Origin of the sequence: Allocoleopsis franciscana PCC 7113, assembly GCF_000317515.1 — a bacterium.
GTDB classification, from domain to species: Bacteria; Cyanobacteriota; Cyanobacteriia; order Cyanobacteriales; family Coleofasciculaceae; genus Allocoleopsis; species Allocoleopsis franciscana.
Genome location: NC_019738.1, coordinates 1218373 through 1231465 on the forward strand (window position 1 = coordinate 1218373; position 13093 = coordinate 1231465).

Annotated in this window: 16 protein-coding genes and 1 riboswitch; of the genes, 12 read left to right on the plus strand and 4 right to left on the minus strand. The window is 45.1% G+C overall.

Annotated elements, in window-relative coordinates; all coding sequences use genetic code 11:
• Positions 1-240: 240 nt before the first annotated feature.
• The 7 genes from MIC7113_RS05095 to ftsE all read left to right on the plus strand — a co-directional run bounded on the left by MIC7113_RS05095 (position 241) and on the right by ftsE (position 7009).
• The gene (locus tag MIC7113_RS05095) at positions 241-1008 is read left to right on the plus strand and encodes a MinD/ParA family ATP-binding protein (RefSeq protein ID WP_015181105.1); all 768 of its coding nucleotides are present in this window, start codon (positions 241-243) and stop codon (positions 1006-1008) included.
• A gap of 256 nt (positions 1009-1264) precedes the next feature.
• Positions 1265-1591 (plus strand): MarR family transcriptional regulator, encoded by a 327-nt coding sequence (locus tag MIC7113_RS05100; protein WP_015181106.1) that lies wholly within the window; start codon positions 1265-1267, stop codon positions 1589-1591.
• A gap of 237 nt (positions 1592-1828) precedes the next feature.
• A complete protein-coding gene (locus tag MIC7113_RS05105) occupies positions 1829-4228 on the plus strand; it encodes a CHAT domain-containing protein (RefSeq protein ID WP_051055585.1) in 2400 nt (799 codons plus the stop codon).
• A gap of 119 nt (positions 4229-4347) precedes the next feature.
• Positions 4348-4716 (plus strand): VanZ family protein, encoded by a 369-nt coding sequence (locus MIC7113_RS05110; protein WP_015181108.1) that lies wholly within the window; start codon positions 4348-4350, stop codon positions 4714-4716.
• 237 nt (positions 4717-4953) lie between these two features.
• A complete protein-coding gene (locus tag MIC7113_RS38545) occupies positions 4954-5085 on the plus strand; it encodes a hypothetical protein (protein ID WP_015181110.1) in 132 nt (43 codons plus the stop codon).
• A 344-nt stretch (positions 5086-5429) separates the two neighbouring features.
• Positions 5430-6164, plus strand: coding sequence for a WecB/TagA/CpsF family glycosyltransferase (locus MIC7113_RS05115; RefSeq protein ID WP_015181111.1), 735 nt, complete (start codon positions 5430-5432; stop codon positions 6162-6164).
• A 101-nt stretch (positions 6165-6265) separates the two neighbouring features.
• On the plus strand, positions 6266-7009 hold the full coding sequence (gene ftsE / locus MIC7113_RS05120) for a cell division ATP-binding protein FtsE (protein ID WP_015181112.1): 744 nt from the start codon (positions 6266-6268) through the stop codon (positions 7007-7009).
• A gap of 43 nt (positions 7010-7052) precedes the next feature.
• Here ftsE and MIC7113_RS05125 read toward each other — a convergent pair whose 3' ends face one another.
• Entirely contained in the window at positions 7053-7523 is a 471-nt protein-coding gene (locus MIC7113_RS05125) for a GNAT family N-acetyltransferase (RefSeq protein WP_015181113.1), read from the minus strand.
• A 226-nt stretch (positions 7524-7749) separates the two neighbouring features.
• Entirely contained in the window at positions 7750-8013 is a 264-nt protein-coding gene (locus MIC7113_RS05130) for a helix-turn-helix transcriptional regulator (RefSeq protein ID WP_015181114.1), read from the minus strand.
• 468 nt (positions 8014-8481) lie between these two features.
• Between MIC7113_RS05130 and MIC7113_RS05135 the strand changes: the two genes are divergently transcribed.
• The 3 genes from MIC7113_RS05135 to MIC7113_RS05150 all read left to right on the plus strand — a co-directional run bounded on the left by MIC7113_RS05135 (position 8482) and on the right by MIC7113_RS05150 (position 10193).
• Complete coding sequence (locus tag MIC7113_RS05135) at positions 8482-8688, plus strand: hypothetical protein (protein ID WP_015181115.1); 207 nt, start codon at positions 8482-8484, stop codon at positions 8686-8688.
• Positions 8685-9014 carry a hypothetical protein gene (locus tag MIC7113_RS05140; protein WP_015181116.1) on the plus strand — a complete coding sequence of 110 codons (330 nt, stop codon included), beginning with the start codon at positions 8685-8687 and terminating at the stop codon, positions 9012-9014. The genes MIC7113_RS05135 and MIC7113_RS05140 overlap by 4 nt, the downstream gene beginning before the upstream one ends.
• A 736-nt stretch (positions 9015-9750) precedes the next feature.
• A riboswitch (cyclic di-AMP (ydaO/yuaA leader) is annotated at positions 9751-9872 on the plus strand.
• Positions 9873-10001: 129 nt separating this feature from the next.
• Entirely contained in the window at positions 10002-10193 is a 192-nt protein-coding gene (locus MIC7113_RS05150) for a hypothetical protein (RefSeq protein WP_015181118.1), read from the plus strand.
• 246 nt (positions 10194-10439) lie between these two features.
• Here the strand turns inward: MIC7113_RS05150 and MIC7113_RS37935 are convergent, their stop codons facing one another.
• Positions 10440-10850: a DoxX family protein gene (locus tag MIC7113_RS37935; RefSeq protein WP_015181119.1), complete on the minus strand. Its 411-nt coding sequence runs from the start codon at positions 10848-10850 to the stop codon at positions 10440-10442.
• Between the two features lie 51 nt (positions 10851-10901).
• Entirely contained in the window at positions 10902-12227 is a 1326-nt protein-coding gene (locus MIC7113_RS05160; RefSeq protein WP_015181120.1) for an NAD(P)/FAD-dependent oxidoreductase, read from the minus strand.
• A 133-nt stretch (positions 12228-12360) separates the two neighbouring features.
• Here MIC7113_RS05160 and MIC7113_RS05165 point away from each other — a divergent pair, with 133 nt between their 5' ends.
• On the plus strand, positions 12361-12549 hold the full coding sequence (locus MIC7113_RS05165) for a CPXCG motif-containing cysteine-rich protein (RefSeq protein WP_015181121.1): 189 nt from the start codon (positions 12361-12363) through the stop codon (positions 12547-12549).
• A gap of 108 nt (positions 12550-12657) precedes the next feature.
• Complete coding sequence (locus tag MIC7113_RS05170; protein ID WP_015181122.1) at positions 12658-13074, plus strand: secondary thiamine-phosphate synthase enzyme YjbQ; 417 nt, start codon at positions 12658-12660, stop codon at positions 13072-13074.
• Positions 13075-13093: the final 19 nt, after the last annotated feature.

The following is a 13093-nucleotide window of genomic DNA, read 5'->3' on the forward strand; positions in this document are numbered from 1 at the left end:
AAGCAGCAGAGCACACCGATAAATATTCTGTAGCTATCCCTACAGGATGAAGCGACGTTGGTACAGTACATCCTGGCAGTGGTTTTGAGAACTAGACTTTTGGCGAATCAAACCAACTCCCATTAGGGTTAAGGTAGATTTTGTCGATTACCCTGAACCGAATGAGCACAGGATTATCGTCTTGATTTAAAGTAGACCAAGCTGGAAGAGAGCATTTAATACAGCTTAAGGAAGTGTACTGTGTCCAAAATTGTATCGATTCACTCATTTCGGGGAGGAACCGGCAAATCAAACTCAACAGCAAATCTCGCGGCGCTTGTTGCCCGTTCGGGAAAGCGGGTGGGTATTGTTGACACGGATATCCAATCCCCAGGGATTCATGTCCTTTTTGGTTTCAATGACGAGAAAATAAAATACACCCTCAACGACTACTTGTGGGGTAACTGTGCGATCGAAGATACCGCCTATGACGTTAGTTCGGTTTTAAAAGAAAAAGCCAATCAACGTAACAAAATTTATCTGATTCCCTCTAGTATCAAAGCTCGTGATATTACCCGAATCCTCCGGGAAGGCTTTGACTTTGGAATGCTCAATGATGGTTTACAAGACCTGATTGATGAGCTGGAATTGGATTATTTGTTTATTGATACCCATCCCGGCTTAAATGAAGAAACCTTACTCTCTCTCACGATTTCCGATATACTTGTTTTGATTTTACGTCCCGATAATCAAGACTTCCAAGGCACTGCTGTCACTGTCGAAGTTGCCCGGAAGCTGCAAGTCCCTAAAATGTTACTCCTAATTAATAAGGCGTTACCAGCCTTAGATTTTGATGCCTTACGACAACAGGTAGAGAAAATTTACAATGCTCCCGTGGCGGGAATCTTGCCCCTTTCCGACGAGATGGTACAACTCGCCAGCAGCGATCTTTTTTGCCTGCGCTACTCCAATCACCCAATTAGTCAGGAGATGCAAAAAGTTGCTAAGCAAATTATGCAATCTAATTGAATCGCACTAAAATCAACAGATATAGCATTTGTATTTGAGATGTGAAATTCTCTCTTCTCTTTCCTCTGTGTTCTCTAAGTCTTTGTCGTTTGTTATTTTTTACATCTCAAATGTATAGCGGTTCTCAAATAAGTGGATTACACTCAACTTCTGCCCTTTGCCCTCTGCTTTCTGCCTTAAAGCCAACTACGTTGTACCTCACCAAATAGAGAAACGCTATAAATAGTATATTTGCAACTTACAAGGAAGAAATATTATGAGTAGGAATCCGTTGAATCCATCAGAAACCGGGGACGAAGAAAATGAAACTAACTCCCGATTGAGCATGGCTGATGTTCTGACGTTACCTGACTTTGAACAGAAAATCGTCACCTGGATAGTGCGTAAAAAAGAAGTGAGTCTGACTGAAGTTGCCGCTTATATGGAACAGGACAAGGAAAGCATTTCCACAACGTTGAATACCCTAAAAGAACAAGGCTTTGTGAAAGAATTGGAGGTAGAAGGTGAACAACACTACCGTCCTTGCCTTGCGCCTAAACAGAGAAGTCGGGCTTCTAAAAACCTTTGGCAGGCTCTAGATTAAAGGTGTTACTCAATAGCCAAAGTATGGATTAAGTCGCGCCTATCTTAGAAACTAAAGTGATAATTTGCCTAGTACACCCATCACTTTGGAGGGATTTGGGTTGTGCCGAAGAAAATTTTGCCATCCGTCTATCCGTTGATTTGGCTACAAAAGACAGTCTGCTTTAGCCAAGTGTCTATGCACAATCATCGTTACAAAAGAGGTTGGGGAAAAACGAGGAGAATCACCTCTTTAATAATGACTTTTTTAACCTCTGTAACACCACTATGGGTTTGTGCTTCTTTCTCTACACCCTCGGTTTTGGCACAAACTTCAGATGCCCAGAATTATCATGCAGATTTACTGCTGAATTTAGGGATTCGCCAACATAAAACTGGTCAATTTGCAGCGTCATTAGACTCATTGCAGAATGCACTCACACTTTATCAAAAATTGGGTGATGCTCAAGGCATAGGCAATTGCCTCGGCAGTCTGGGCGATACCTACTTTTCAATGGGGCAATACCCACAAGCGGCAGGGTTTTATCATCAGAGTTTGATACTCAAAAAAGCAATAGGCGATCGCACAGGTGAAGTTGAGGCGTTACTTGGTTTGAGCAAGGCTTATTTGTACTTAAGGCAAGAAGAGAGGGCAAAGAAGTTTGAGCAGCAAGCGCAAGTCATTCGGCGAGAAATTGGCAATCCCAGACGGCAAGCCGCTTTTTTGAACAACCTGGCTTTAGATTCCCAGTCACAAGGGGAATACGAGGAAGCGATCGCGTTTCATCTCCAACAATTAAAGATTGCACGGGAAATTGATAATCCTACCTTAGAAGCTGAATCTCTGCAAAAGCTAGCACAGGCTTATGAGTTATCCGGGCAATCCCAAAAAGCGATTGAGTTGTATCAGCTACAACTGGAGTTCGCCCAAAAATCCAATGATAACGCTTTGGAAGCTATTGCTCTAAGTCAGTTGGCAAACGCTTATGAATTATTGGGGCAATCCCCAAAAGCGATTGAATTGTATCAACAGCAGTTGGAAATCGCCAGGAAATCGGGTAATCGTGCCCAAGAAGCGATCGCCCTCAATCAATTAGCAATTGCCTTCGAGTCTCAAGGGCAATTTTCCAAGGCGATCGAGTTATATCAACAACAATTAGAAGCAGCGAAAAAAACAAATAATCGTTTAGCAGAAGGCACCGTTTTAAACAATCTCGCACTCGCTTCCCTTAAAGCCAACAATCTCACCGAAGCGCAGCCGAAACTTCTGGATGCGATGAAAGTTTGGGATGCAATACGTACCCAACTCGGCAACGACGAGAATTATTATGCTGAACAGGCTAGAAGTTATCGCTTACTGCAACAAGTACACATCGCTCAAAATCAGCCCGAAGCCGCCTTGGAAATAGCGGAACAGGGGCGAGTTAAAGAAATTGTCCAGTTACTTAATCTACGGTTATCGTCTGAACCCGTAGGAACAGGTTTAAAAGCGGCTCCTGCTCAAATTAATCTACCTACAATCCTAGAAATTAAACAAATTGCTAAGGCACAAAATGCCACACTGGTTGAATATTCGGTTATTTCTGATCAAGAACTATTTGTTTGGGTGATTCAGCCGTCAGGAGAAATTGCCTTCCGCCGCATTAATGTTAAAGAACAAAAAACGGTCTATCCTATTACTTCACTACAAGAGGTTGTTAACAATAGCATAGAAGCGATCGGTGTAAAAGGCAAAAGCCCCACAAGTACAGCAGAACCAACCGATAAAATATCCCAAAATCAACCTTTATTGCAGCTAAATCAGCTACTCATTAAACCTATTGAAGACCTTTTACCCAAAGACTCCAAACAACATGTTATTTTTATTCCGCACCAAGAATTATTCTTCGTTCCTTTTCCTGCATTAGTTGATATTACAGGCAAATCCCTGATTGAAAAACATACCATTCTCACCTCTCCAGCCATTCAAGTACTAGCGTTAACTAAACAGCAACGAAAACAAGTCTCAGGAAATAAAGTCCTGGTAATGGGTAATCCAACGATGCCAAATATGACAGTCGGGGGAGGAGAGTCATCACAATCCTTACCGCCACTGTTGAGAGGAGAGCAGGAATCCCTAGAAATTGCCCAATTCCTAAAAACTCAACCCCTGATTGGCAACCAAGCAACAAAAAGTGCTTTCTTGGAACAATTACCAAGCTCAAAAACGATACATTTAGCAACTTACGGATTACTAGATGACATTAAGCGTCAAGGTGTACCAGGGGGAATTGCACTAGCACCAGCGGGTAATGACAACGGTATACTCACGGCTGCTGAAATCCTTAACTTGTACGAGCAAACTAAAGACAAAAAATCACCTTTACGGGCTGAACTCGTCGTCCTTAGTGCAGGTAACATAGGGGCTGGAAACCTCAAGAGTGATGGCTTAATAGGTTTATCGATGTCGCTAATTGCTGCGGGTGTCCCTAGTATCGTGATGTCTTTTGGTTCCGCATCAGATGCCTCAACCACTGACTTAATGATTGAGTTTTATCGGCAGCTAAAGCAGACAAATGATAAAGCTCAAGCCTTGCGCCAAGCCATGCTAACGACGATGAAAAAATATCCTAACTCTAGGGTATGGGCGGCATTTACATTAATGGGTGAGGCGAAATAATTGTTATCATGCCTTAAAACCATGCCATTATGGTTAGCGTCAGTTTTCCATGCGGAATCGGCAATTTTGGGTTTGTAGTGAATTAAGAACTGAGCAATAAGTTGAGAACTAAGAAGAAAGTGAAGTTGAACCGGAATTGGGTTATAGCTTTTGGTTTCTACTTCTTGGTTTTGCTAACCATTATCGGCTTGGCTTATGGGGGTATTTTACCTGTCAAAGTTTCAGCTATCCCCTTTTATGACACTATCGGACACTTTATTTTATTGGGTAGTGCTTCTTACTTAGGTCATAAAGCGCTAGGGGGACAGATGTTCACAATTTGGCGGTTTCCTTTTGCCCTTCCCCTAGCACCCATTATCGTTAGCGTTTTTGCGGCTGTGGATGAGAGTTTGCAAGCACTTTCGCCGCTTCGCACCAGCACTGTGTCAGACATGACGGCTAACTTGGTTGGAATCTGGGCTTTTTATATCCTAGCTAGGTGGAAATAAGGACAAAGATGGAACTGAAGATTGCCTTTAAGGGGGTGACGCTAGCTGAAGTCAAGCTGCTTTTGAACTTTATGGGTATCTTGTTGGAATCTTTATAATATATCGGCTCAGCTTCTCCTATCCTTAATATTTTCTTTGCTATCACAGAAGTAGGCGAATAAAGTAATTGAGTACTTAATGAATACTTGCCTCCATTAAATTTCTTACTAAACTCTCGAATGCGACGGGGTGGCTAAAATGTCTACGCGCTATAACCAAAACCATTCTCCTCTGCAAAGAATTGTCTACACAAAAGTCAACGTTAACGGTAAAGTTCAGTTAGTGCCTCTAGAGTTGTATGCAGATGGCTCTGTGAAGCGAGCGAACTAACTCAAGCTCTGTTCGGTTTGGCAGTCTATAGCCTTTCAAGTTTCAACATTGTCCAGTAGGGATAGAAATAGAGATAGATATAGAGACGCGTGAAGTGCTACAATCGCGTCTCTACTTTCTTTTGTAGGAAGTAGATTGAAGCAAGGCCGTGGATGTAACGTAGAGTAGGAGAGCCTCACGCTCGTTAGCGCCCGATTGAGAAGGCAGCATTCCGATGGGAAGAGTGGAGCCTACAGCGTCACATTTAAGTAATCTCGAAAATTGGCTAGCTTTAAGTGTCCGGATCGGATAGCCTTCATATTGTTAGTGAGATGTGTGATGTGAGGATACTCAAGAACTGGGCTATGGTTGAGGCACCCAAACAATTTTCCGTGCTGGGTCTACCGATTCACCTCTTAGATGACTATGACCACTGGCTAGGGACTCGTCTACTCCAGAGGGTGGGAAGTCATGTGGTGACCCTGAACGCAGAAATGGCAATACAGGCAGAACACAACGATGCACTCGCTGGAATTATCCGAAAAGCAGACTTGGTGATTCCTGATGGTTCTGGGGTCATTCTTTACTTATGGCTTCAGGGTCAACGAGGGCGACGCTGTCCAGGCATTGAACTGGCTGAGTCTGTACTGCGGCAGGCTGGGGAATTAGGTAAGTCTTGCCCAGTGGTTTTCTATGGGGGTTCTCCTGGTGTTGCTCAAAAGGCGCGTCAGGTTTGGCAAGACAAGCTTCCAGAACTGGCGATCGCAGGAATTGAACATGGTTACCTCTCACCCGAAGAAGAACAGAAATTCAAGCAAATGCTCAAAGACCAACAACCCGGTTTGATTTTGGTTGGCTTGGGTGTTCCTCGTCAAGAGTTGTGGATTGCCCAAAATCGCCACCTGTGCCCTCAGGCGACTTGGATTGGGGTTGGGGGTAGCTTTGATATTTGGGCGGGGATTAAAACCCGTGCGCCTGTATGGTTACGTGAGAATCACTTGGAATGGCTATATCGGCTGTATCAAGAACCTTGGCGTTGGCGGCGAATGATGGCTTTGCCCCAGTTTGCCCTTAAAGCTATTGGTCAGCGCTTGGCTTGAACAAAATATTTGCCCAAAAATAGGGGTAGGTAGGGTTACCTGCCCACTTTTTGTATTAATGTATTGGATTCACGATTTATTTCATTTGCGATCGCTTGTCTATGACGACCGTCTTGGGTCACCCCAGTAATAGCCAAACTCAACCCGATGTGGCTGCCAACGCCACAACCAGCCCAAATCCTGTAATGGTGAAATTACAAGGAGTGACAAAAAGTTATCCGAATGGCAGCTTGGGCGTGTTTGACCTCAGTTTAGAGGTGAAGCGAGGAGATTTTTTATTGATTACTGGTCCTTCGGGGGCGGGGAAATCAACCTTGCTGAAGCTGCTTTATGGTGCAGAACGCCCTAGTTCTGGAGAGGTAATCGTCGATGATTTGAATGTGGGGAAGTTAAGGGGCGATCGCTTATCGTTGCTGCGTCGTCGCATCGGTGTTGTGTTTCAAGACTACAAACTGATTCCGACGCGGACTGTATCGGAGAATATTGCTTTTGTCTTGTGGGCACAAGGCTACACCCGCAAGGAAATTCAGCGCCGTTTACCACCCACGTTGAAGGTTGTAGGTTTGCAACACAAAGCGAACTGTTTTCCCGACGAACTCTCAGGGGGAGAGCAACAGCGGGTAAGTCTAGCGCGTGCGATCGTGGGGACACCTCCCGTATTGCTAGCGGATGAACCCACGGGTAACCTCGATCCCGATAATTCTCGGCAGGTATTAAATATTCTCAAGAAACTCAATGGGATGGGTGCGACGGTGATTGTAACGACTCATGATGAGCAGTTGGTACAGATGTCAAGACAGCCCGTTGTGCAGTTACGGGAAGGGCGTTTGTATCGAGGTTTTTGAGTTAAGCACCTTTGAGGGTTGCGATCGCACCTTCCCCTGTAATCTAGTCCGCATTCAACACTTTACGAAACACAATCTTATCAGCGCCCGCTGTGTAGAAGTCCCGGATGCGAGCCTCCTCCTCGTAGCCGCACTTGGCGTAAAACGTCCGTGTGCGCTCTAAGTTTGCTAAAGTTTCCACTAGTAGCATTCGTCCACCGCGCGCCTTTAATGTTTCTTCAACGTAGCGCATCAGTTTCCTACCGCGTCCTTGTCCCTGGCGGTTGGGGTGAATGGCGATCAATTGTAGGTTCCACGTCTGATCGGTCATCCGTTCAGGCTCACAGTAGGCGACTCCCACCGGCCCGTCTTTGTCATCCTCGTCTGTAAGCCAGAAGGAATCACTGTCGGTGTTGCCGCCGAAGTAATCAGCCAGCATTTTACCGAGAGCCTCAAGCTCGTTCGGCTCGAAACCGATTGTGCTGGCTACGGCAATCAGCGCTGCTGCATCTTCGGGTTTTGTTGGTCGGATCATGGAAAACTTAAATATATGCTTGACGCATATAATAACTACCGGATTTGCTATGTGACGAGTGATGAAACAAGCTGCTTCAATTATCCAGTGGGTAAACGTTACTGCGAATTGACTTAACGCGGATAAATGCAGCCTATAGCTAGCTAGATGTTGCCTGCTTGGATGCTTATCTTAAAAATAGTCCTCTTTCGTCATTTTTAGAAGATGCGATCGCACCTTCCTCTCCTCACCCCTCCCCCTCATGCGATCGCTTCTGTGGCCCAAACTCGTCAGGCAACTCCTCAATACTTTTGCCCAATATCTTACATAGTGCCTTCATTTGAGGCACACTCATCATTGCCGGAGAAGCGCCTCTCTCCCAACGGCTGATTGTCGCGCTTGCTACACCAATAATTCTGGCTAGTCCCTCTTGAGACAACCCAGCCTCTTCTCGAAGCTTCTTCAACGGAGATTCACTCTCCTGTGAGCCAGATGTGTTTCTTTTCGCCATACATTGTCTAAATAAATGCTCTAGACAATTTGTCTAATTTATGGAATGATAAAGATGGACATAAAAACAGACAGGAAATCCGGAAAGCCACCTCAAGGCTAGTTAGGTACTTCCTTGGATATCCTTTTGGATGCCTGCTGCTATCTCAGTGTCTTACAAAAACTGTCATCTCACCACAACCTTGTAGGCGATTTTGATTGGAGCGCTCATTGCGATCGCCTGTGAGGTTGCCATACCTGCCTATTGCAGAACCTGTGTACATCGTCAGAGTTCTCGCCAATTCGCTGTGCCCATATCACTTTTTACTGGGATGGCATGTCAATCGCAGCCTAATCCCCCAGTTCCTCATCCTCACTAAAGCTCCGGTTTCCCTACCAGGGAAGCAGAGAACAGTACCCCTCTCCTGCCAGGAGAGGGGTTAGGGGAGAGGTCAATCCGCAAAGTGTCAACGCTTACCAGGAGTGCCTAATGACCTACCAAACTCAACTATTTCCTTGGTGTATCATTCGCCCCCATCCCAACATGCGACAGACGATTGTTGCCCGTTTCCGTCGTCGCTGCGATGCCGAGGCTCATTTAAGAATTCTCCGCCAGCTACTCCCCACCGCCCCTCACACCATCATCTTCGACCTCACACCCGAAACTCCAGACCAAGATAGTGAGGGGACAAAATGATAACCAGCTTATTTCGGCAGATTCAGCCCGCTCAACGATTTCGCCTCAGCCTCCGCTACATTGCCTGTTTGCTGAAAATTCCCGTCTCTGCAATTGTTCGGATCGAAAGCTGGGCGTATGTTCTCTTTGTCCATCGCCGCGATAAAGGAGGTCAATTCGTCAGCTACCGTACACTGAACCGATGGATGAGAACCATTACCCACATGATTCAAACCAGTCCCACCCTAGAAGACTTAAAGCAACTAGGATTGTGGATTCAACAGGAATCCGTAAATTTTGAGGATAGATATTCTCCCAAAGAACTAAATTACCTGCGCCGACTCTGAGGAAAACGCCGAGATCAACTTCGCAATTCTAAAGAAACATTGAATTGACCAAAGAAACATTACGGTTGGAGGAAATAGCTGGTGAATCTTGCTATAGTGAGAGTAAGAATTTTACATTGGTACTTTCCGGCTCTTTTTTAATTCTTGGGTCTGTCGGAAAAGCATTTCGTCAAAAAAATTATTGCACAAGAGGTTTTGATGGTCGCACATCTGAATCAGTTAGAGCGTGTTTCTGAAAAGCTCAAAAAAACCCTAGAGTGGGAAGCCCGTAATCCTTCAACCGATAGAAGAGATGAAGTCGCAACCTTACTCAATTCTGAGCGTTTGGTCTCCTACTACAACGCCTGCGTCTGGTGGAACGGATGCTACTATTGCAAAGATGATACCGGTTCTTGGTATTGCGTTAAATGTTGTTTCTTTTAGCCACTTTACTCCCTTGAAGACTCAGCGAAGCTGGACAAAATCTATTCCTGTTGTCCTGTAGGGTGGCAAGACCCATCCTACAAACAAATTTTGCCTAAAACGTGCCTGAAGCTCATCTTTCTGGCTGTCTCTTAACTGTGAATTTTTTGTCTAAAGTATTGAAGAGATAGCTTCACGTCTAACGGATGACTCATGATTAAAAACTTAATAATCAAGAGCTGAAAAATTTGAAGAAAAGTGCAATACAGGTGTAATATAAAAGATAATCTCTAATGTGGGTAGCCTAATCAGGTCTGGTCAATATAATCCTTTCAGTAGTCAAAAACCAGATTCAGAGCGGAGGAACCAAATATTGGGGCGAATCTTATTAGATAAGAGAGACACCTTCCAGTCTTAGCCCGTCAGCTAACTCCGTAGGCAATGGGAGGAGTACCATCGACACCAGCTTTTTAAGCCGTAGTCATTGAGGTCTCCTAAGCGAATGTCACTGTAATACAAGTGGCATAGAATCGCTATTGCATGACCCACTTCGTAAACCGTTACAGATGAGTGGAGGTTAGGAGAATGATTTACAGACAATGGAATTTATTCACCAGACAAGAAGGGAATTATATTGCCGTTGACTTCACTGACCCAGACGGAAAATTATATAGTGAACCGTTCTGTTTTTACAGTCTTGATGAGGCTTTATATTACGGAAAATTGTGCATTGATCGATTCATTCGCACCAGGATGTTGCAGCCTAAAGAAACTTAATCCCGTTTAAGGGAATGCTTGACCAAGCTATCGGCTTGAAGGCTGCTATTTTGGACACAAAGAATCTATCTTTACTAGAGAAATCAGACTTGCTTTCAGGTGATTGAGTTAAGTCTATCGCTAGTTCATTGATTTTGCTCCTACTAGGTTGACAAGACCTACTAACCCGAAGGGGATACTTAGCGAAAACCCTAACGGGATACTTCGCGATCGCACGATAGAGGCAATGTGCGATCGCTTTCTCTTTTAAAGTTGAGAAGATTGCCGATTCGGGTTAGACAAATCCGTTTGTGTATCCAAACTAACAGCACCAGCTCCCGCGTAGTATACCATCAGTAATCCACCAATCAGTCCTAAATTCTTGAGAAACGCGGTCATCTCCTTTGGATCAGCCAAAAAGTTATGAAACACTAAGGTAGTAGGAACCAAGAACAGGATTAATAAAATCACTCCCCAACGGACTTTGTAGCCGAGGAGTAGTGATATCCCACCCACGATTTGAAAAACAATATTGCCCATTAGCAACAAAGCAGGCAATGGTAAACCTCTCGCCGCCATCATCTGCTGGGTGTCAGCAAAGGTGAAAATTTTACCTATACCAGAGTGCAGAAAGATTAAAGACAGACAAATCCGTGCAGCAAGTGGAATGTAATTCATGTCAAATCACCTATATATAATGTCGGCAGTCAAAAGGGATTAGAGTGGTCGTTATCCTATATTCTGTTTCGCTCCAGGTTGATGATCATCTGTAGCCGCAAAGGGTGGAGATTGAATTCCCAGGAATGTCGATTGGGGAAAAATTAGACGTACAAAGCGATCGCCAAATAGGTAATCACAAACCCAACTGATGAACACGAGCAGGCTGTTGCGTAAGCCAGGGAGATAATAAAGATGAATACCGAGCCAGAGAAACCAGCCGGGAAATCCCATTAAGGTCAGCTTATCAGTTTGCGCGACCCCTGCATTGCGTGCAATAATAGCTGCCCGACCTTTGTCCTTGTAGCGAAAGGTTTGAGGGGATAGTCCACGTAATTGCCGCTTGATATTATTTGCAACAGATGCTCCTTGTTGGATAGCGACGGGGGCGACGGCTGGCAAAGGTTGTCCCTTGTACTCTACATCAGCCACATCACCGATCGCATACACCTGGGGCTGATTTGGCAACTGGAGAGTTGGGAGAACGGCAACTTTCCCCTTGGCAGATGGGAATAGTTCCCCCGTGGGAGGGGGTGGAGACGCCTCTACACCGGCTGTCCAGATAATCGTCTTTGCCAAGATCGTCGTACCATCTTGAAGATGTACCGCCTGGGGAGTAACTTGGCTAACTTTTGCCTGTAGGTGAACTTTAACCCCTCTGGTTCGTAGCTGTTTTTGCGTATAGTCACCCAGGCGCTGGGGGTACTCCGCAACTAAGCGATCACCTGATTGCAAAAGTATCACCCGCACCTGCTGCAAATCGAGGGTTGGATAATCTTTGACCAAAGGGCCATGCATCAGCTCAACTAAGGCACCCGCTAATTCTACGCCCGTTGGGCCACCCCCCACAATCACGAACGTGAGAAGCTGCTGGCGTTGGGTTGCGTCTTTTTCCCTGACGGCTTGCTCGAAGCAGGAGAATATGTGGTTGCGTAACGCGACGGCTTCTTCCAATGTTTTCATCGGCAAGGTGTACTCTCTCGCACCCGGTACTCCCAGATACTGGGATTTACTTCCTGTCGCCAAAATCAAGAAGTCGTAAGAAATTGCCGAGTCCTCTGTTTCCACAACTTGACCTGCAAAATCAATTTGCTTTACCTCAGCCATCACGAAACGAGCATTCGGTATCCGCCGCAAGATTCGGCGTACCGGGTAGGCAATTTGTTCCGGTTCCAGTTCCGCTACCGCTACCTGATACAGCAGAGGAACGAAGGTATGGTAGTTGTTGCGGTCAATCAGTAGGATTTCGACTCCAGAACGAGCCAACAACTGCGCTGCCTTTAAGCCACCAAAACCAGCTCCGACAATGACGACGCGAGGGCTTCTGGACACCGTCATGGGTTTTGTTAAGAGTTGTTTACAAACAATTTGGCAGCTAAAAAACTTTTTTGCCTCTACCAAAAGAGAGAATTGCCATAATCGGTAAATAGTTCTGTAAAATAACCGGGGCACTCAAGAGCGATCGCAGCGAATGCAAAATACAGCCGAATACATGTGCGCCTACTGTGGCGAACCGAATTTAACGTTTGTGGATCTGAGTGCAGGTGGACAGCAGTCCTATGTTGAGGATTGTCAGGTTTGTTGCCGTCCGAATATTTTGTATGTGCGGATTGATGAAGACACTCTCGATATAGAGATTGATAGTGAATATGAAGGTTGAGAAAGAAGGCGTGGGGGCGTAAGAACGAAGAGGAATTTCCACCCTAGTCAATTGCAGCATTTCACTGCTTAAATTACAGATATCATATCAGCACACCCAACTTAAATCATGGTTCATCAAGAGCAAATTCATCTTTCCACAAATTGTCATGGGGATATGCATGACATTACTGACAAGGTCAATTCTATTGTTAAGAAGTCAGGCATTAAAACAGGAATGGCTCACGTCTTTAATATTGGTAGTACGGCCTCTATTGGTACGATTGAATTTGAGCCAGGGCTGCAACGGGACTTACCAGAAATCTTAAATAAACTGATTCCACCGAGTCGAGAATATGGACATGAGCAGATGTGGCACGATGGTAACGGACATTCTCATCTGCAAGCGACTTGGTTGGGGCCTTCGTTAACTGTACCTGTTAAGAATGGCACGCTAGAGTTAGGAACTTGGCAACAAATTTTTCACCTCGAATGTGATGTTAAGCCGCGTCAACGAGATATTGTTGTGACGATTTATGGTGAGTAGAAGTGTTTGGGAGAAGTGC

Coding starts and splice junctions, on each gene's coding strand:
- MIC7113_RS05140 (WP_015181116.1), top strand. CDS start 8,685: ATGATAACCAGCTTATTTCGGCAGATTCAGCCCGCTCAACGATTTCGC.
- MIC7113_RS05165 (WP_015181121.1), top strand. CDS start 12,361: ATGCAAAATACAGCCGAATACATGTGCGCCTACTGTGGCGAACCGAAT.
- MIC7113_RS05115 (WP_015181111.1), top strand. CDS start 5,430: ATGGTTGAGGCACCCAAACAATTTTCCGTGCTGGGTCTACCGATTCAC.
- MIC7113_RS05170 (WP_015181122.1), top strand. CDS start 12,658: ATGGTTCATCAAGAGCAAATTCATCTTTCCACAAATTGTCATGGGGAT.
- ftsE (WP_015181112.1), top strand. CDS start 6,266: ATGACGACCGTCTTGGGTCACCCCAGTAATAGCCAAACTCAACCCGAT.
- MIC7113_RS05130 (WP_015181114.1), bottom strand. CDS start 8,013: ATGGCGAAAAGAAACACATCTGGCTCACAGGAGAGTGAATCTCCGTTG.
- MIC7113_RS05100 (WP_015181106.1), top strand. CDS start 1,265: ATGAGTAGGAATCCGTTGAATCCATCAGAAACCGGGGACGAAGAAAAT.
- MIC7113_RS05105 (WP_051055585.1), top strand. CDS start 1,829: ATGACTTTTTTAACCTCTGTAACACCACTATGGGTTTGTGCTTCTTTC.
- MIC7113_RS05125 (WP_015181113.1), bottom strand. CDS start 7,523: ATGATCCGACCAACAAAACCCGAAGATGCAGCAGCGCTGATTGCCGTA.
- MIC7113_RS05150 (WP_015181118.1), top strand. CDS start 10,002: ATGATTTACAGACAATGGAATTTATTCACCAGACAAGAAGGGAATTAT.
- MIC7113_RS05160 (WP_015181120.1), bottom strand. CDS start 12,227: ATGACGGTGTCCAGAAGCCCTCGCGTCGTCATTGTCGGAGCTGGTTTT.
- MIC7113_RS38545 (WP_015181110.1), top strand. CDS start 4,954: ATGTCTACGCGCTATAACCAAAACCATTCTCCTCTGCAAAGAATTGTC.
- MIC7113_RS37935 (WP_015181119.1), bottom strand. CDS start 10,850: ATGAATTACATTCCACTTGCTGCACGGATTTGTCTGTCTTTAATCTTT.
- MIC7113_RS05135 (WP_015181115.1), top strand. CDS start 8,482: ATGACCTACCAAACTCAACTATTTCCTTGGTGTATCATTCGCCCCCAT.